The organism is Bacillus sp. 1780r2a1 (assembly GCA_024134725.1).
GTDB lineage: Bacteria > Bacillota > Bacilli > Bacillales > Bacillaceae_H > Priestia > Priestia aryabhattai_A.
The window spans coordinates 1,310,869-1,331,030 of sequence record CP099863.1 but is presented as its reverse complement, the minus strand read 5'-3'; the positions used below and the strand labels follow the sequence as shown (position 1 = coordinate 1,331,030).

General features: G+C 38.2%; 15 protein-coding genes and 2 riboswitches. Of the genes, 6 read left to right on the top strand and 9 right to left on the bottom strand.

The window, feature by feature from the left end:
• Positions 1-11: 11 nt before the first annotated feature.
• Positions 12-380, top strand: a complete 369-nt coding sequence (locus tag NIZ91_06655) for a CidA/LrgA family holin-like protein (protein ID USY56327.1) — start codon at positions 12-14, stop codon at positions 378-380.
• The gene (locus NIZ91_06650; GenBank protein ID USY56326.1) at positions 377-1,060 is read left to right on the top strand and encodes an LrgB family protein; all 684 of its coding nucleotides are present in this window, start codon (positions 377-379) and stop codon (positions 1,058-1,060) included. Before NIZ91_06655 ends, NIZ91_06650 begins: the two co-directional genes overlap by 4 nt.
• 283 nt (positions 1,061-1,343) lie before the next feature.
• Here NIZ91_06650 and ptsP read toward each other — a convergent pair whose 3' ends face one another.
• The 9 genes from ptsP to NIZ91_06605 all read right to left on the bottom strand — a co-directional run bounded on the left by ptsP (position 1,344) and on the right by NIZ91_06605 (position 11,594).
• Positions 1,344-3,062 (bottom strand): phosphoenolpyruvate--protein phosphotransferase, encoded by a 1,719-nt coding sequence (ptsP, locus tag NIZ91_06645; GenBank protein ID USY56325.1) that lies wholly within the window; start codon positions 3,060-3,062, stop codon positions 1,344-1,346.
• Complete coding sequence (locus NIZ91_06640; protein USY56324.1) at positions 3,062-3,328, bottom strand: phosphocarrier protein HPr; 267 nt, start codon at positions 3,326-3,328, stop codon at positions 3,062-3,064. Before NIZ91_06640 ends, ptsP begins: the two co-directional genes overlap by 1 nt.
• Before the next feature lie 18 nt (positions 3,329-3,346).
• Positions 3,347-5,401, bottom strand: coding sequence for a glucose-specific PTS transporter subunit IIBC (gene ptsG, locus NIZ91_06635; GenBank protein USY56323.1), 2,055 nt, complete (start codon positions 5,399-5,401; stop codon positions 3,347-3,349).
• Between the two features lie 263 nt (positions 5,402-5,664).
• Positions 5,665-6,513: a PRD domain-containing protein gene (locus NIZ91_06630; protein ID USY56322.1), complete on the bottom strand. Its 849-nt coding sequence runs from the start codon at positions 6,511-6,513 to the stop codon at positions 5,665-5,667.
• Between the two features lie 221 nt (positions 6,514-6,734).
• The gene (locus NIZ91_06625) at positions 6,735-7,610 is read right to left on the bottom strand and encodes a hypothetical protein (GenBank protein ID USY56321.1); all 876 of its coding nucleotides are present in this window, start codon (positions 7,608-7,610) and stop codon (positions 6,735-6,737) included.
• A gap of 120 nt (positions 7,611-7,730) precedes the next feature.
• Complete coding sequence (ribE, locus tag NIZ91_06620; protein USY56320.1) at positions 7,731-8,201, bottom strand: 6,7-dimethyl-8-ribityllumazine synthase; 471 nt, start codon at positions 8,199-8,201, stop codon at positions 7,731-7,733.
• Positions 8,202-8,244: 43 nt separating this feature from the next.
• Entirely contained in the window at positions 8,245-9,438 is a 1,194-nt protein-coding gene (locus NIZ91_06615; GenBank protein USY56319.1) for a bifunctional 3,4-dihydroxy-2-butanone-4-phosphate synthase/GTP cyclohydrolase II, read from the bottom strand.
• Positions 9,439-9,454: 16 nt separating this feature from the next.
• Entirely contained in the window at positions 9,455-10,111 is a 657-nt protein-coding gene (gene ribE / locus NIZ91_06610) for a riboflavin synthase (GenBank protein USY56318.1), read from the bottom strand.
• Between the two features lie 214 nt (positions 10,112-10,325).
• Positions 10,326-10,473: riboswitch (FMN riboswitch) on the bottom strand.
• Positions 10,474-10,565: 92 nt separating this feature from the next.
• Positions 10,566-11,594: an amino acid/polyamine transporter II gene (locus tag NIZ91_06605; protein ID USY56317.1), complete on the bottom strand. Its 1,029-nt coding sequence runs from the start codon at positions 11,592-11,594 to the stop codon at positions 10,566-10,568.
• A gap of 198 nt (positions 11,595-11,792) precedes the next feature.
• Here NIZ91_06605 and NIZ91_06600 point away from each other — a divergent pair, with 198 nt between their 5' ends.
• The 4 genes from NIZ91_06600 to NIZ91_06585 all read left to right on the top strand — a co-directional run bounded on the left by NIZ91_06600 (position 11,793) and on the right by NIZ91_06585 (position 20,045).
• The gene (locus tag NIZ91_06600) at positions 11,793-12,695 is read left to right on the top strand and encodes an aldo/keto reductase (GenBank protein ID USY56316.1); all 903 of its coding nucleotides are present in this window, start codon (positions 11,793-11,795) and stop codon (positions 12,693-12,695) included.
• Positions 12,696-12,938: 243 nt separating this feature from the next.
• A riboswitch (SAM riboswitch) is annotated at positions 12,939-13,041 on the top strand.
• Positions 13,042-13,147: 106 nt separating this feature from the next.
• Positions 13,148-14,986 carry a bifunctional homocysteine S-methyltransferase/methylenetetrahydrofolate reductase gene (locus tag NIZ91_06595; GenBank protein ID USY56315.1) on the top strand — a complete coding sequence of 613 codons (1,839 nt, stop codon included), beginning with the start codon at positions 13,148-13,150 and terminating at the stop codon, positions 14,984-14,986.
• On the top strand, positions 14,987-18,430 hold the full coding sequence (gene metH / locus NIZ91_06590; protein USY56314.1) for a methionine synthase: 3,444 nt from the start codon (positions 14,987-14,989) through the stop codon (positions 18,428-18,430). It begins immediately after the preceding gene.
• A gap of 178 nt (positions 18,431-18,608) precedes the next feature.
• Positions 18,609-20,045: a carbon starvation protein A gene (locus NIZ91_06585; GenBank protein ID USY56313.1), complete on the top strand. Its 1,437-nt coding sequence runs from the start codon at positions 18,609-18,611 to the stop codon at positions 20,043-20,045.
• The last annotated feature ends 117 nt before the right edge of the window (positions 20,046-20,162 follow it).

The window sequence follows — 20,162 nt, the reverse complement described above, 5'->3', positions numbered from 1 at the left end:
GGAACATCATAGTGAAGGTTTTAACATTATTTGTTCAAGTTCTTTTTTTCATATTAATCTTTTTTGTTGGTCAACAGATTTCTCAATGGTTAAACCTTCCGATTCCAGGAAGCATTGTTGGATTTGGATTGCTGTTTCTGTTGCTTCATTTAAAAATCATTAAATTAAATTGGGTAGAGCGCGCAGGTAATTTGCTTGTCGGTGAACTATTACTTTTCTTTATTCCAGCTGTTGTCGGTCTAATGAATTATGGAGATGTACTTAAATCATTTGGACTTCAAATTTTAATTATTATTACGATAAGTACCATTGTAGTTATGGCGCTTACTGGAATGATGGCTGAATCTATTTCTAAACGCAAGGAGGTGTCAAACGAATGACTTGGTTAACAGCTTTAGCATTTCCACTTACGCTCGTTGTCTACACGCTTTCGAAATGGCTTTATAAGAAATATAAAACCATTTTGGTTTCGCCTATTTTACTAGCTCCCTGCTTGCTCATCCTATTTTTATTACTCTCACATGGTTCATACGATCAGTATAAGCAAGGAGCAGATTTTATTAGCTACATGCTCGGTCCCGCTACGGTAGCATTTGCTGTGCCGATGTATAAGTATTTTCATCTTCTAAAAAAGCATCGTATAGAAATTGCGGTAAGCGTAGCAACTGGAACTCTTGTAGCAATGATATCTTCCATGGTTTTAGCAGGCCTCTTTCATATGCAAGCTACGCTTGTTCAAAGTATTATTCCACGTTCTGTGACTATTCCTATTGCTATTAACGTATCAGAAACGCTTGGAGGAGATCCGAATATTACAATTTTATTCGTTGTGCTGTCAGGCATTATTGGAACGTTTATTGCGCCTACCCTTATCAAACACCTTGCCCTTCATTCTTCACTAGCTAAAGGCTTACTTTTAGGAGTTGCGTCTCACGGTACAGGCACGGCTCGTGCATTCGAGTTTGGTAAGATTGAAGGTACATTCTCCAGCTTAGGAATGATTGTAGCAGCGCTTTTAACGATTGTGTTTGCAAATATCTTCTTACCACTCCTCTTCTGAGAAAAAGAAGGAACATAAGTATTTCACTCAATGATTTATCCGAGGCATCGCGCGTTAAAAACTGTCGATTCCTCGGATATTTTTGTTAGTTTGTAAGATACTTTTAGAGAAACAGTGGAATGAAGGAGTGTCTGTGGCGTAATGGAACAAACTTACTCTGACCACCTAATACTGTTGAAGAAGTTATGATTTGTTTTTGAGAAGGAAGCATTGAGGTATTTCCCCCCTGGTTATTCATTGTTAATCTAAAAAAAGATGCTCTAGTGACTAGAGCATCTTTTTTTTAGATATGGAATTTTGATTTTACAAATTCAATTACTTCTTCAGTAGAAGACATTGATAAAATCTCATCTAAGTGTGGTTCAATATCCGCTTTTGATAACTGACGGATTTGAGAACGTGCTTTTAAAATAGATGTTGCGCTCATTGAGAACTCATCTAAGCCTAAGCCTAAAAGAATTGGAATTGCGATTTCATCTCCAGCCATTTCTCCACACATACCAACCCACTTGCCTTCTTTATGAGCCGCTTTAATAACCATGTTTACTAAGCGTAAGATTGCTGGGTTATAAGGTTGATATAAGTAAGATACGCGCTCATTCATGCGGTCAGCAGCAAGCGTGTATTGAATTAAATCATTTGTTCCAATTGAGAAGAAGTCTACTTCTTTTGCAAATAAATCTGCGATAACTGCTGAAGAAGGAATTTCAACCATCATACCTACTTCAATGCTATCAGAAACGCTAACGCCCTCTGCTTCAAGCTTTGCTTTTTCTTCTAATAGAATTGCTTTTGCTTGGCGGAACTCGTCAACTGTTGCAATCATTGGGAACATGATTTTTAAGTTTCCATATACGCTAGCACGTAATAACGCACGAAGCTGCGTGCGGAACATATCTTGCATTTCTAAGCATAGACGGATTGCACGGAAACCTAGGAATGGGTTCATTTCTTTAGGTAGGTTCAGATAAGGAAGCTCTTTATCTCCACCGATATCTAAAGTACGAACAACAACAGGCTTGCCTTCCATACGCTCTAATACCGTTTTGTATGATGTGAATTGTTCTTCCTCTGTTGGAAGCTCTTCACGCCCCATATATAAGAACTCCGTACGGTAAAGACCAACGCCTTCACCACCGTTTTCTAATACACCTTTAACATCTTCAGGCGTTCCAATATTAGCAGCAAGTTCTACGTGGTGGTTATCAGCTGAAACTGTTTTTTCATTTACAAGCTTTGCCCACTCAGCTTTTTGTGCTGCATATTCTTCTGCCTTTTTCTCATACGCTTTAACCGTTTCTTCTGATGGGTTAACAATAACGTTTCCATCAAGACCATCAACGATTACAAGTGTACCGTTTTCAATGTCTTCCATAACTGTTTTTGTTCCAACAACAGCTGGAATTTCCATTGAACGTGCCATGATTGCAGAGTGAGACGTACGGCCTCCAATGTCAGTTGTAAACCCTTTTACAAATTTACGATTTAACTGAGCCGTATCAGATGGCGTTAAATCTTCTGCAATAATAACAACTTCCTCAGAAATCATGCTTGGGTTTGAAACGTTTACACCTAAAAGATGTGCTAGTACACGTTTTGTTACGTCACGAATATCTGCTGCACGCTCTTTCATGTACTCATTGTCCATTGACTCAAACATGTTGATGAACATCGCTGCAACTTCGTCTAGTGCGACTTCAGCATTCACGCTTTCACCTGTAATTTTATCTTTAATCGGATTGATTAATTCCGGATCGCTTAACACTAATAAATGTGCTGCAAAGATTTCAGCTTTATCTTCGCCAAGCTCTTTACGCGCATGTTCTTTAATCGCTTCAAGCTCTGATCGAGATGTTGCAAGCGCTGCTTCTAAGCGAGCTACTTCAGCTTCAACGTCTGAAACGGATTTCTTTTCAACGGTTAATTCTGGATTTTCTAGACGAAATGCTTTAGCAATAGCAATGCCGCTAGAAGCGGCAATGCCTTGAATTTCCACTGTCATTATTCGCCTAATCCTTCTTTTTTCATTGTATCTTCAAGAGCTGCAAGTGCATCAGCTTCGTCTGAACCTTCAGCAGAAATTGTGATTGTAGCTCCTTTTTGGATACCTAAAGACATAACGCCCATGATTGATTTTAGGTTTACAGTTTTACCGTTGAACTCTAAGTTGATATCAGAATCGAATTTGCTAGCTGCTTGTACTAAAGTTGTTGCTGGACGTGCGTGAATTCCTGAGTCTGCTGTTACTGTAAATGTTTTTTGTGCCATGTTAAATCAATCTCCTTTTTACTTTGAAATAGTAATAATATTTTGTTCTTGCAGTGAAACTTCGCCTTGCTTTAAGATTTCTACCTTCTCATCTGCTTGTAAGTTTGTAAAGATGACAGGTGTAATCGTAGATGGTGCATTTGATTTTACAAAATCTAAGTCAACTTGTAATAATGGTTGGCCTTGCTTCACTTCGTCACCTTGAGCAACAAGTGCATCAAACCCTTCACCTTTTAAGTTAACCGTGTCAATTCCAAAGTGAATTAGAATTTCTTGCCCAGTCGTTGATTCAATTCCTAAAGCATGCTTCGTCGGGAATAAGTTTACTACCTTTCCATCCACTGGCGCAACTACTGTGCCCGTTTTCGGAATAATCGCAAAACCATCACCCATTAATTTTTGTGAGAATACTTGGTCCGGTACCTCTGATAGCGGAACTAATTCTCCTTCAATTGGTGAAACAATGTCTCCACCGTTTGTGCTTACCGCAGCTTTCGGTGCTTCTTCTACAGCTTTTGGCTGTTCTTTTGGTGCAACAGGCGTTTTTCCATCCATAATGTCTTTAATCTGACTCTTTAACGTATCAGACTTAGGACCAAAGATTGCTTGAATATTGTTACCTACTTCTAGGACACCAGAAGCTCCTAGTTTTTTCAAACGCTCTTTATCAACGCTCTTAACATCGTCAACTGATACACGTAAACGAGTAATACATGCATCTAAGTGCGTAATATTTGGTTGACCACCTAATGCTTCTAGGATATTGCGTGGTAATTCGCCCGCTTCAACTTTATCACCATCTGCATCGTCCGCTTTTTCTTCACGACCTGGTGTGTTTAAATTAAACTTACGAATCGCAAAACGGAAACCAAAGTAGTAAATAACTGCTAGAACAAGACCAACTGGGATTACTAACCACCAATCTGTTCTATTTTGTAACACACCGAATAGGATGTAGTCAATAACCCCACCGGAGAATGTCATACCAATTTTAACATTTAAAATTTCCATGATCATAAACGATAGACCTGCAAACACTGCGTGAATTGCAAACAAAATTGGCGCTACGAATAAGAATGAGAACTCAAGTGGTTCTGTAATACCTGTTAAGAATGATGTTAATGCTGCCGAACCCATGATACCAGCTACATACTTCTTATTTTCAGGACGAGCTTCGTGATAAATAGCAAGCGCTGCTGCTGGTAAACCGAACATCATGAACGGATATTTACCAACTTGGAATGTACCTGCTGTTAATTCAGCACCATCTGCTAATTGTGCCATGAAGATACGTTGGTCTCCACGGAATACTTCACCAGCTTGGTTGACATAAGAACCAAATTCATACCAGAATGGTGAATAGAAAATATGGTGTAAGCCAAACGGAATTAGTGAACGTTCAATAACCCCGAAGATAAATGCTGATAGCGTTAAGTTCGCATCAATCATATTGTTTGAGAATGCATTCAGTGCATTTTGAATGATTGGCCATACTGCTACCATGATTAAACCAATGACAATTGATGATACCGCTGTTGCAATTGGTACAAAGCGCTTACCAGCAAAGAAACCTAAATATGGAGGCAGTTCGATGTTAAAGAAACGGTTGTACATAGCAGCTGCTAGCACCCCAATTATAATACCACCAAACACACCTGTTTGTAACGTTGGAATTCCTAACACACTTGCATATGCCGGATCTTCTAACAACTTAGCAAATTCAACTGGCTTTAAACCATCCAGCCCTTTTACTGTACCCATTGTTACGTTCATAATTAAATAACCAACAATCGCTGCAAGTCCGGCTACGCCTTCCCCTCCAGCTAATCCAATTGCTACCCCTACAGCAAATAGTAAAGGTAAGTTACCAAAAATAATGTCTCCAGCGTTGGACATAACATGAGCAATCATCTGGAACCAGTCAGCATTTAAAGCCGGTAATCTTTCAAGTAATGTTTCATTTTGAAAAGCAGTACCAAATCCAAGTAAGATACCTGCTGCCGGTAAAATCGCAACCGGTAGCATAAGTGCTTTTCCGACTTTTTGTAAGACGCCAAAAAGCTTTTTAAACATGGCGTTTTACCCCCTTTTTATATTTGTATTGTGCAACAAGATAATGTTTTGATACACATTCAGTTCAAACGCTTTCTTTTCAACTAAAAGATGCTGCTTGAAAACAACTGAGTATTTCATTAGTTTGTTCATGATTACGCTTTCTTACAACAAAAAAGGCATGGTGAAAATTGAAACACTAACAAAAGGATAAACCTATCCCTGTTCATGCGTTTCATTTCTCACTCATGCCTGATCGTATCAGTAACACGTATGAAATGATTTTATAAATCAGATTTTGTCATAAGTCGCTGCAGATGCATCGTTAAATAAACGGCTTCTGCTTCATAAACTGGTAAGTGTAGAGCTTGTTGCATAATTTTAATCACTTTCCATGAGACATTGTAACATAGAGGATATTCCTCTTTCAATAGTAAAGCAATTTTTTTTGGTTCTTCGATGACTTCACCTGTCTTCACCCTATCAATTGCAAAATGCAAGTGGCGAATTAGCCTCATATAATGAACAGATTCTTTGTTGACGTCTAGATTTAACGACTCTTCAATGACGTTAATAATCGTTTGAATAAGCTGCGAATCTTGATTTACTTCTAAGATGTTTTTTTCTGTTAACGCGCTGTGAATATGCAATGCAATAAATCCTACTTCTCCTATTGGCAGCTTTACTCCAACTTTTTCATAAATCATTGCTACAACTTCTTCAGCAATTTCAAATTCTTTTGGATAAAGAGCTTTTGTTTCAATTAAAAAAGGATTTTTCAAATCAAGGCCTTGTTGAAAACGCTTTACAGCAAATGCAATATGATCTGTCAGTCCAATGTGAATGTGCTCATTTAAAGGTTTAGATACACGAGCTTGAATATGCGTAATAATATCATTCATCATCTCAATTACATTTTCGTCAACTTGTAACAAAAGCTGCTTATATTGTTCCTGCTCTTCTTCGCTTTTAAGTAAAAACATCTTTTCTACAGCATCCGCATCTATTTCATCGCTTTTCTTTTTATTAAAACCGATGCCTTTGCCAATTAGAACAACCTCTTTATATGCATTGTGTGTAGCAATTAAAACATTGTTATTCAGTACCTTTTTTACAAAAAAGGACTCTCTCACGAATCCTTCACTCCCCTACTTGACTTCAATTACACGTTGTTTTATTGTACGAAAACAGGCAAAAGAACGTCAAATCTTTTGTTTTGTTTCATTTGACATTTATAGCTTAACGAAAGAGCCTCCTTTACAAAAAGTAAATTTTTTCCTTCATTAAATGTTTAATAAGCAAAAGCTTACATTTTTTTATACTAACTTCAAAATAATTTATTGTACGTACTATCTTAGTTCTTATTTCTTATAAACGCAATGAATTTTTTTGAATCAGTTCCATAACATGCATGGATAATAAATTGGTTATATTTAGCTGTAAATAAAATAACCACTATATCTAATAGAACAAAGAACCATAACGAATTCCATTCAGGTAATATAAGTATACCTGTGTATAGTAAAACGACATCAATTATTCGAAAAGTAAGCAAAAAGCAGATGAGCATGATAACAGAACGCTTCAAAACTCCCCAAGAATATAGAGCCGTTAAAATCCATACATAAAGCGTGTTAAAACTAAGTACATCTCGTGTTTCAGATTTAAACCAACCCACATGTATAGAGTGAGTTTTAAACATGGCGATTAAAAGTAGCATGAGCGTCGTATTAATCGCTAATAAGCTAAAGAATAAGGTTACTATATGAATCCATCGTTCAAATCGGTTAGACAGCCACGCGTACCATGTTTTTGCAATGACAAACCCAATTGTCATAAAAATGCCTGTGTAAATCGTTTTCCACCAATAATGCTTATAAACACCTAAAGAGAGAAATAACTCTTCAATTCCCATAAAGATAAAAGATATAAGTACAATATATCGAAACTTGAGCTGGTATGCTCCTATTAAAACAGCGATAACGGGAAATGCAAAGGCTTGTGATACCAACGACCCTAAAATATTATCAAGGTCTGTTTCATGTACAAAATTTGGATTATATTGATAGCTTTTAAATAGTACAAGAATAAAGTACTCCAACACGTACGCTAAACCAATCATAAAGAACAACAAGATGAATAGTTTTTTATCCTTTGTATTCCATAGAGTAAACACAAAGATCAGGACACTTGCGATAATCAAAACTAAAAACGGTATATAATGAGGCATGAAAGTCTCCCTTAACGTAAACTAGTTACTATATAGGGTAAAACTTTTCCTGTAAATTATACATTTGTAAATAGTTAAAAAAACGCTTGTTACAGTTCTAGACTGCAACAAGCGCTTTTATTACCCTTCAATCAAACGAGACAAATTCGCCATTTCGATAGCAGAAGCCGCTGCTTCCCACCCTTTGTTACCAGCTTTTGTTCCTGCACGTTCAATCGCTTGTTCAATTGTTTCTGTCGTTAGCACACCAAAGATAATTGGTACACCCGTTTGTAAACTTTGTGAAGCAACGCCTTTTGCCACTTCGTTACAAACATAATCAAAGTGTGGTGTTGCACCGCGAATAACTGTTCCTAACGTAATTACCGCATCATATTTTTTAGATTCTGCGAATTTTTTTGCAATTAGTGGAATTTCATATGCGCCAGGTACCCAAGCAATATCCACATCTTCTTCTGCTACTCCATGACGTTTTAGCGCGTCTTGTGCTCCACCTAACAATCGGCTTGTAATAAATTCATTAAAACGCCCCACTACAATTGCAACTTTTAATCCAGTACCAACTAAATTCCCCTCAAATACATGACTCATTTTCTATTCCTCCTAGGTTTTTTATGTTTTTATGTGTAAACAATTAAAAATGTAGTAAGTGACCAAGTTTCTTGGCTTTTGTATTTAAATACTTCTCATTTTCTGCTTCCTTTGGCATTTCAATTGGAAGACGTTCAACTACCTCAAGGTCATAACCTTTTAAACCGGTAATTTTACGCGGATTATTGGTTAAAAGCCTCATCTTTTTCACACCTAAATCCTTTAAGATTTGCGCACCGATTCCGTATTCACGAAGATCATCAGCAAACCCTAGTTTTTCATTAGCTTCAACCGTGTCATATCCTTGCTCTTGCAGTTCATATGCTTTTAATTTATTTATTAATCCAATTCCTCTTCCTTCTTGACGCATATACAGAAGAATTCCTGATTGTTCTTCTTCAATTTTTGACAGTGCGGCATGAAGCTGAGGTCCACAATCGCATCGCTTTGACCCAAAAATATCGCCAGTTAAACATTCAGAATGAACGCGAACAAGAACAGGTTCTTCAGGGTTAATGTCACCTTTAACAATAGCTACATGTTCTTTATTATCAATTTTATTTGTATATCCAATTGCTTTAAAGTTACCAAAAGCAGTTGGTAATTGAATTGCCACCTCGCGTTTTACAAGCTCATCATGCTTTCGACGATATGCAATGAGATCTTTAATCGTAATCATCTTTAAGTCAAATTGCTCTGCAATAACGGCAAGATCCGCTACGCGTGCCATAGTGCCATCTTCTTTCATGATTTCACAAATAACACCTGCTGGCTTACCTCCAGCAAGAAGCGCCAAGTCAACGGCAGCTTCTGTATGACCTGCACGTCGTAACACTCCTCCTTTTTTCGCAATTAAAGGAAAAACGTGACCTGGTCTACGAAAATCTGCAGCCTTAGCTGTATCATCAATTAACGCTTGAATGGTTGCAGAACGCTCATGAGCACTAATTCCTGTTGTCGTTGATACATGATCAACACTGACAGTAAAAGCGGTACCGTGCATATCTGTATTTGTTGTTACCATAGGATTAAGCTCTAGTTTAGCAGCTACTTCTTCCGTGATTGGTGTACAAATCAAGCCTCGACCATGCGTTGCCATGAAGTTAACAACTTCGGGAGTCGCTGTTTCAGCTAGTGAAATAAAATCTCCTTCGTTTTCTCGATCTTCATCGTCACATACGATGACAACTTTACCTTTTTTCAAATCATCAATTGCTTCTTCTACTGTATGAAACACGTTTCTCACCTCTCTTTTAATTTGTAAAGCCATGCTTTTCAAGTAAACTTTGCATACTGGAAGGTTTCGGTGCAGGAGCAGATGAAGGCTTCATCATCATTTCTTTAATATATTTTGCTAACATATCACATTCAATGTTCACAACATCTCCTCGTTCTTTTCTTCCAATAATCGTTTCTTTAGCAGTATGTGGAATTAAAGAGATTGTAAAAGAATGATCCGTAACGTTAAATATCGTTAAGCTTGTCCCATCAACAGTAACAGAGCCTTTTAACATCATATAGTGACGAAGACTAGGGTCTACCTTAATTTCGTAATATACCGCATTGCCTCTGCGCTCTTTACTCACAATTGTGCCAATACCATCAACATGACCGCTCACAAAATGACCACCAAACCGTCCATTTGCACTCATCGCTCGCTCTAAGTTAACCTTTGATCCCACTGTCAACAAGTGCAGCGTACTCGCTTTAATCGTTTCTGGCATCACATCAACTGTAAATCGATTAGCTGAAAATGACGTTACTGTCAGACATACACCATTGACTGCAATACTGTCTCCCAGCGAAACGTCCTGTAAGACAACACCTGCGTCAATAGTTAATACAATTGCTTCTTTTCCTTTGTTAATTTGTTTCACTTGACCAATTTCTTCAATAATTCCTGTAAACATTCTTTCACCTTCTTTCCCCATACAATGTACGCAAAAAGCCCCCTTCAACAAATGTCCAAGGGGGTTGTTTTAGAATCAGTGTATACAAAGCATCCACAAATAAGATAGCACTAATAGCGATCTCACTTTGCGACATGCTAAATAAGCAGTTGGATATAACGGTTTTCTAAAAAAGCCATTACGCTTATGTAATCGCTACACATCCACTGTGCTCCTGATCCTTCTCCCATCCAGACTTTTACTGTCGGCTCTAGATTTTAACTAGATCCACCGTTATCGAAAAATTCGAAAACGGGTCACGGGCTTAAAGGCATTGCCTTATCACCGCCGGTTGGGACTTACACCCGACCCCGAAGGATATTTATGTCGACACTATCTGTCGAATTTGTCCTTATTATAACAGAGGCTTCAAGAGTTGTCACACTTTTTAACACATTTTCATTTACCTGCAGAGTCACCTTTTTTCTTTTTTAATACAAAGCATAACCAAAAGCCCTAATCCAATATAACCAAATATTGGATAAAGAACCTTCAACAATTCTCCATATCCAACCTGTGCAACGAGAAAACACAGCGCAAAGATAAAGACAAATGCTCGCTGATTTGAAATTGGCAATATGGATTGGATTTGTCTAGCAATTCCAAATACATTTCCAATTAGTGTGGTAAAAATCTCACCAAAAACTACTAGTAAAAAGAGCCAATTAACGAAGACACCAATATGTTTTACGACTTCACTCATTGGAATATCCAAGTGGTATGCATATGGCAAGTTCGAAAGAGCTAAATGCGTAGCCACCATCATAAAAGTTAATCCGATACCACCTAAAACTGCACCGTTTTTAATGACTTTTCGATCTTTGACTTCACTCCCCAAAGGAACAAGAACAGCTTGTGCTAGTGCTAAATTAAGGGCTACATACAAAAAAGGGCTAATCAGCCAGTTCCACTCCCCTTGAAAATGAGCCGTTGATACTTGTAAAAATGAAAAGTGTGGGAAGTGTGGAATAAAGATTAAGATTGAAAAAGCAAGCATCATGGGCACTACAAGCGAATTAACAAGCAGTAGACCATTTATTCCTTTTGAAACGGATATGTATGCTAGCCCAATTGTCAGGAGCATTCCTACTTGAGGCCAAAGCCCAAGCTGCTCAGCTCCAATCGCTCCCGTACTTGCTAGCATAACCGATGTGACTCCAAATAGAATAATAACGGTAAAGCCATTGATAAGTTTCCCCATAAACGAACCGAATAAATGCGTATTTAATGCTTGATAAGACGTTGCATCAATTGATTGTGCAATGAGCATCATTTTTGCTCCTAACCAAATAAAGAACAGCCCACTAATTAAAATCCCAAATAAACCGATTGAGCCATATTGAGTAAAAAATTGCACAATTTCTTTCCCTGTTGCAAAGCCTGCTCCTACTACAGTGCCAATATAGGTAGCAGCTACTTGCAGCGTCAGCTTCCATTTCGTCAAGTCCTCCACCTCATTTTCTTTGAATCCACCACTTTTATTGTTTATACCAACGGATTTTATCGCGCAGAAAAGTAGCTTGTACTAAACTATATGAGAGGACAAAGTAAAAAAGACGAGTCTTTAAAGATGTAATCGCTTTATCTATCTGTTATAATCAAAGCGAATTTACTATCTAGTCATTTTGAAAAGGGTGAATATATGCAGTACGTACAATTAGCCGAAGACTTAAAATTCTCAAGAATTATTCATGGGTTATGGCGTTTAGCCGATTGGAATTTATCAACAAGCGATACGCAAACTCTCATTGAACAATGCTTAGAGAAAGGTATCACTACATTTGATCACGCAAATATTTATGGTGACTACAGCTGTGAAGGTTTATTTGGGCAAGCGTTAGCGCAAAAACCTTCTTTACGTGAATCCATGCAGCTTGTTACAAAATGTGGCATTAAACTAACGTCTGATAAATATCCAGAGCGTAAAATTAATTTTTATGATACAAGCAAACAACATATTATTAACAGCGCCAATCAGTCGCTCAAAAATTTAAATACGGATTATGTAGATGTTTTACTCATCCACCGTCCAGATCCTTTTATGAATCCACAAGAAGTTGCGGATGCGTTTATCCAGCTTAAAGAAGAAGGAAAAGTTCGTTACTTTGGAGTATCCAACTTTAAACGTTCACAGTTTGACTTACTCCAGTCATTTTTACCTTTTCCACTCATTACGAATCAAATTGAAATCTCGCCTACTTATTTAAATCATTTTGAAGAAGGCACAATTGAACAATGTCAGCAACATAAGATAGCACCGATGGCTTGGTCACCACTAGGCGGTGGATCCATCTTCACCGCTGAAGATGAGCGCTCTATTCGCGTACGAAACAAGCTAATCGAAATCGGCGAAGAAATTGGTGCAAAATCATTAGATCAAGTTGCCTATGCTTGGCTACTGGCTCATCCAGCTACTATTATGCCGATTGTGGGCTCTGGAAAGATGAATCGAATTGACGCTGCAATTGACGCGTTGGATTTAGAAATGAACCGCATGCAGTGGTTCCAAATTTTAGAAGCTTCTAAAGGACGACCTGTTGATTAATACTAGCTTCTTTTTTAACATGGAGACCTTAACAAATTAATTCAATGTATCCTTCCCCACTTCTTACAAGTTGAAGTGGGGATTTTTATGATTTATTAATGAAATTTTCGAAATTGTCTTGTATAATATAAAAAAATCAGATAAATTAGATAATAAGATTAAATTTCATCTTTATCGTTCGTTTTTTGAACAAATACAACTCTGTACTAATTATGATGAACTAAAATAGTACTAATATATGGATTCTTATCACGAGAGGTGGAGGGACTGGCCCTTTGAAACCTCAGCAACCAGTCGAAATGACATGGTGCTAAATCCAGCAAGCAAATCGCTTGGAAGATAAGAAGAAGCAGTCAAGCCTTCTTCTTACAGAAGGCTTTTTCTTGTTTATTCATTTTTTATTTGAATACAACTGATAACAGATGAAATAGAACGTTTAAGGAGGTTTTCAAATGGGGTTACTTGAAGATTTACAATCACGCATTTTAATAGGAGATGGTGCAACTGGTACCCTTCTGTATTCACATGGAATTGATAGTTGCTTTGAAGAGTTAAACATCACAAAGAAAGAAGAAATTCATCGCATTCATCGTGCATATGTAGAAGCGGGTGCAGATGTCATTCAAACCAACACATATGCTGCTAACTATCAAAAGCTTGCACGATATGGTTTAGAAGACGCTGTCAAAGATATTAACGTTGCAGCTGTTCAGATTGCCAAGCAAGCTGCGAAGAAAGACGCATACGTGGTCGGTACATTAGGAGGTATTCGCTCATTTCAAAAAAACGCCATCTCAACAGAAGAAGTAAAGAGAAGTATACGCGAACAGCTTTTTTGGTTGTTAAATGAAGGCGTTGATGGATTGTTATTTGAAACATACTACGATTTTGAAGAGTTAAAAACCGTATTATCTTTGGCTAGAAAAGAAACATCAAAACCGATTATTACACATGTTTCACTTCATGATATTGGTGTATTACAAAACGGTGCATCCCTTTATGATGCATTTCAAGAATTAGAATCTTTAGGTGCAGATGTTGTGGGCCTGAACTGTCGATTAGGTCCTTCCCATATGATTCAATCCCTTGAAGAAGTGCCGCTTTTAAATCGTGCTTTCTTATCAGCTTATCCAAACGCAAGCTTACCAGCTTACGTAGAAGGAAAAGTAGAGTATGCTACAAACGAAGATTATTTCGTTGAAAGTGCAAAAGCTTTTCGCAATCAAGGCGTTCGTTTAGTGGGTGGTTGTTGCGGCACTACGCCGGCTCATGTTCAAGCGATGTCACAAGCATTAAAGCATGAAAAGCCTATTACGCAAAAAACAGTAAAGATTAGACCACTTGTAGAAATCAAAGAGCAAGAGCAAACAAAAGAACCACACCTGCATGATCTTGTGAAAGAGCGACGCTCAATTATCGTTGAGCTTGATCCACCCAAGCAGCTTGGACCAACAAAATTTCTAGAGGGTGCAAAAGCTCTTCATCAGGCTGGTGTTGATGCGGTTACACTTGCAGATAATTCTCTTGCATCACCTCGAGTCAGCAACTTAGCAATGGCATCCCTTATGCAGCAACAAACGGATGCTCGACCGCTTGTTCATATTACTTGTCGTGATCGTAACTTAATTGGACTTCAATCTCACTTAATGGGGCTTCATACGCTTGGCATTAATCAAGTATTAGCCATTACAGGAGATCCATCAAAGATTGGAGATTTCCCAGGAGCTACGTCCGTTTATGACGTCTCTTCATTCGATTTAATTAGCTTAATTGCCCAATTTAATGAAGGGTTATCTTATTCAGGAAAGCCGCTTGGACAAAAAACTAATTTTTCAATTGCAGCGGCATTTAACCCAAACGTCCGACATTTAGATCGTGCAGTTGTCAGACTTGAAAAGAAAATTTCATGCGGTGCTCATTATTTTATTACGCAGCCGCTTTACTCAACAAAACAAATTGAAGAAGTTTACGAAGCAACAAAGCACTTAGATGCTCCAATTTATATCGGCATCATGCCTCTCACAAGTGCTCGTAATGCTCGCTTTATTCATCATGAAGTACCGGGAATCAAATTGTCGGAAGATATTTTAGCACGCATGGATGCTACTGGAGAAGATCGAATTAAAGGTGAAATTGAAGGATTAGCAATCGCAAAAAACTTAATCGATACTGCATATGAATTATTTAACGGTATCTATTTGATTACACCATTTATGCGCTACGAAATGACTGAGATTTTAACTCGTTATATTAACGATAAACAACTTGTAACGACAGAAAGGAAGAACTAAATGACCTCACTAATTCAAGAACAATTACAGAAGCGAATATTAGTCATTGATGGTGCAATGGGAACAATGATTCAAGACGCCAATTTAACAGCTGATGATTTCGGTGGCGAAGAATACGATGGTTGTAATGAATATTTAACACGAACAGCTCCTCACGTTATTCAGCGTATTCATGAAGAATATTTCGCTGCAGGTGCTGATATTATTGAGACCAATACGTTTGGTTCTACTTCTATTGTGTTAGATGAGTACGATTTAGGCCACCTTGCCTACGAACTAAACATCGAAGCGGTAAAACTAGCCGTTGCAGCAAGGGATAAGTTTTCAACGCCTGAATGGCCAAGGTTTGTAGCTGGAGCTATTGGCCCAACAACGAAAACACTTTCCGTAACGGGTGGAATTACTTTTCAAGAACTCGTTGAGTCGTACGAAGAGCAGGTTCGTGGATTGCTAGACGGTGGCGTTGACCTCCTTCTTGTGGAAACATGTCAGGATATGCTAAACGTAAAAGCAGCTTTCTTAGGAATTACAGCTGCATTTGAAGCAGCAAACAAAGAGCTGCCTATTATGATTTCAGGAACAATCGAACCAATGGGAACAACGCTGGCAGGCCAAGATATTGAATCTTTCTATCTATCTTTAGAGCATATCAAGCCCCTATCTGTTGGCTTAAACTGTGCTACAGGTCCTGAATTTATGACTGATCATATTCGCTCTTTATCTGAATTAGCAACATCTGCTGTTAGCTGCTACCCAAACGCTGGTCTTCCAGATGAAGAAGGTAACTATCATGAATCACCTGAACTTCTTGCTCAAAAAATTAAAAGCTTTGCGGATAAAGGTTGGCTAAATTTTGTTGGTGGTTGTTGTGGTACTACGCCTGCTCACATTAAAGCGTTAGCTGATGCGGTGAAAGACGTCGCTCCTCGTCCATTAGACCGAACTGAGCATAACCACGCAGTTTCTGGAATTGAGTCATTAATTTATGACGACTCGATGCGCCCTTTATTTGTAGGTGAACGTACAAACGTTATTGGCTCACGTAAATTTAAACGTCTCATTGCAGAAGGAAAGATTGAAGAAGCTTCTGAAATCGCGCGTGCTCAAGTAAAAAATGGTGCACACGTGATTGATATCTGCTTAGCCGATCCAGATCGCGATGAAATTGAAGATATGGAGCTATTTATCCAAGAGGTGGTAAAGAAAGTCAAAGTGCCTCTTGTTATCGATTCAACCGATGAAGCCGTAATTGAGCGTGCTCTCACCTACTCACAAGGGAAAGCAATTATTAATTCCATTAACTTAGAAGATGGTGAAGAGCGATTTGATGCCATTTTACCACTTGTGAAAAAATTTGGTGCTGCTCTTGTCGTGGGTACAATTGATGAAGAAGGTATGGCAGTTACCGCTGAACGAAAGCTTGAAATCGCAAAGCGCTCACACGATTTACTAGTTCAAAAACACGGATTCAACCCTAAAGATATTATTTTCGATCCTCTTGTTTTCCCTGTTGGTACAGGTGATGAACAGTATATTGGCTCTGCAGAAGAAACGGTAAAAGGAATTAAAATGATAAAAGAAGCATTGCCTGACTGTCAAACCATTCTCGGTGTGAGTAACGTATCGTTTGGCTTGCCGCCTGTTGGACGTGAAGTGCTAAATGCTGTATACCTTTATCACTGTACGCAAGCTGGCCTTGACTATGCCATTGTTAACACAGAAAAGTTAGAGCGCTATGCGTCTATTCCTGAAGCAGAAATTAAGTTAGCAGATGCGCTCCTGTTTACGACTAATGATGAGACGCTAAGCATGTTTACAGACTTTTATCGTGATAAAAAGAAAGAATCAAAAATCGAAGTATCAAATTTAAACCTTGAAGAACGTTTAGCTATGTATATTGTAGAAGGAACAAAAGAAGGACTGCTACCAGACCTCCAAGAAGCGCTTACCAAATATAATGACCCATTGGATATTATTAACGGTCCATTAATGAATGGAATGGCAGAAGTTGGGCGCTTATTTAATGATAACCAGCTAATCGTCGCCGAAGTTCTCCAAAGTGCGGAAGTTATGAAAGCATCCGTTGCCTTTTTAGAACCGCATATGGAAGCATCAGAAAACGATTCTGGTAAAGGGAAAGTGATTTTAGCCACGGTTAAAGGCGATGTTCACGATATCGGTAAAAACTTAGTCGACATTATTTTAAGCAACAACGGCTTTAAAGTGGTCGATTTGGGCATCAAAGTAACTCCTCAACAGCTTATTGAAGCTGTACAAAAAGAAAAGCCTGATATTATTGGGTTATCTGGCCTGTTAGTGAAATCTGCTCAGCAGATGGTATTAACAGCACAAGATCTTACTCAGTCTAAGATCAACGTGCCTATTATGGTAGGAGGCGCTGCTTTGTCTCGTAAGTTTACTGATTTTAAAATTGCGCCTGAATATGAAGGTGCTGTTCTATATGCTAAAGACGCAATGGATGGCCTTTCTCTTGCCAATAAGCTGCAGAACAAAGAAGAGATTACTCAGCTTCTTGAAGATTTGAAAGTTCGTCAAGAAAAGAAAGTATTGTTTAAAGAACGAAAACAACAAGAAAGCACAACTGCAACAGCTGTGTTACAAAGGTCTGCTGTATCAACGGATGCTCCGGTGTTTAGACCATCCGACTTAAAACGTCACGTTGTGAAGCATTACGACTTAGCTCAAGTTTTACCTTACATTAACTGGCAAATGCTTTTAGGCCATCATTTAGGACTTAAAGGTAAAGTTAATAAATTGCTTGCTGAAAAAGATGAACGAGCCGTTCAGTTAAAAGAAACCGTAGATGAACTGCTGGAATTAGCTCTAAAAGAAAACTTAATTAAGCCGGCTGTTATTTATCAATTCTTCCCTGCACAATCTGATGGGAATGATTTAGTGATTTATGACCCTGCTGACCAAAAAACAGAAATTGAGCGCTTCACGTTCCCACGTCAAGAGAAAGGACAATTCCTGTGCTTATCTGATTTTGCTAAGCCTGTTGAAAAAGAAATGGATTACGTCTGCTTCTTCTCAGTTACAGCCGGTACAGGAATCCGCGAACGTGCTGCCCAGTTTAAAGAAAATGGTGAGTTTCTAAAGAGTCACGTTTTCCAAGCGCTGGCACTTGAACTAGCAGAAGGGTTAGCAGAACGTGTTCACCAACAAATTCGAGACCGCTGGGGCTTCCCTGACTCTCCGGACTTTACTATGGCAGAAAGATTTTCTGCTAAGTATCAAGGACAGCGATTCTCTTTTGGCTACCCAGCATGTCCAGACTTAGAAGACCAAGCAAAGCTGTTTAAATTGATTCAGCCTGAAGATGTGGGCATTGAGCTCACTGATGGCTTTATGATGGAGCCTGAAGCTTCTGTTACGGCGCTTGTGTTTGCTCATCCAGAAGCTAAATATTTTAACGTACTATAACAAACAAAGAAAAAGCTACCGCTATGTAACGGTAGCTTTTTCCTATTCCAAACATTAAAAAAACTAAAAAAAATAATTTTTCTGAAAAAATACCTTGTCACCTTCTCTGACATTTGTTAGGATAAGAATATTAAATTTTCAAACAATTAAAACTTTTTCTTTTTAGGAGGATGTTCACATGGTTACTTTTTTCGCTTCTATTGCCCTTTTGATTGGGGGATATGCCATTTACTCAAAAGTGGTTGAGCGAATTTTCGTTATAGATCCAAACAAACAAACACCAGCATATGAAAAGTTTGATTCATTAGACTATGTACCAATGAAATGGTGGAAAGGTTCATTAATCCAGCTCTTAAATATTGCAGGTCTTGGTCCCATATTTGGAGCCGTTATGGGCGCATTATATGGACCAGTAGCGTTCATCTGGATTGTCATCGGCTGTATCTTTGCAGGAGCGGTCCATGATTACTTTTCTGGCATGCTATCTCTTCGTCATGGAGGAGCACAGTACCCAGCTCTAGTTGGTAAATATCTTGGAACAAACATGAGAAAAATCATCAATGTCATTTCTCTTGTGCTTATGATTTTAGTGGCTGCAGCATTCACAGCTGGTCCAGCTCAGTTGATTACAAGCGTTACATCGTTACCTTTTATCATATCGCTGATTATTATTTTTGCTTACTTTATTTTAGCGACGGTTCTACCTGTTAATAAAATTATCGGAAGAATTTATCCTTTATTCGGTGCAGTATTAATTTTCATGGCTATCTCAATTGCATTTGCACTTATTTTCATTTCAAAAGAATCTGTACCAAATTTAACATTAGAAAACCTTCATCCACAAGAGCTGCCAATTTGGCCTCTATTAATGGTAACCATTTCATGTGGTGCTATTTCAGGCTTTCACTGCACACAAAGCCCAATTGTTGCTCGTACCCTAAAGAATGAAAAAGATGGACGTAAAGTGTTTTTTGGAGCGATGATTGGCGAAGGAGTTATTACCTTAATCTGGGCTGCGGCTGCAATGACATTCTTTAACGGAACGGGTGGCCTTCAGGAAGCACTTGCTGCTGGTGGACCGTCTGCTGTAGTAAATGAAATTTCAACATCGTGGCTTGGAACATTAGGAGGTATTCTTGCGATTTTAGGTGTTATCATTTTACCAATTACAACTGGTGATACGGCGCTACGTTCATCTCGTATGATTCTAGAGGACCTTGTTAGTAAGAAAAACAAAGACGCAAAAGGCAGTAAAAAAGCAACGTTTATTTATACATTATCCGTTGCGGTTCCAGCTTTTTATTTATCAACAATTGATTATTCATTTCTTTGGAGATACGTTGGCTGGACCAATCAAGTAGTTGCTACTGTCATGCTTTGGACGGCTACCATTTACTTGCTTCAACACGCTAAAAACCATTGGATTTGTGGAATTCCAGCTATGTTTATGACCGCGGTAGTTTGCTGCTATATCTTTTATGCACCAGAAGGTTTAGGGTTAGATTATGGTTTATCAATGGGGATTGGTACAGTGCTTACTTTATTCGTAGGTGGTTGGTATATTAAACAGATACGTACCTATACTAATCAAAACATTAATACACAAGTAGCATGATAAAAAGGCTTCCTTAAATCGGAAGCCTTTTTGTATGAAATATAAGCGTTTTCTTGTTACAATAAACAGGTATGTCTAACTACTTATGGGTAAAAATATGACCGGTTCATTGAAAGG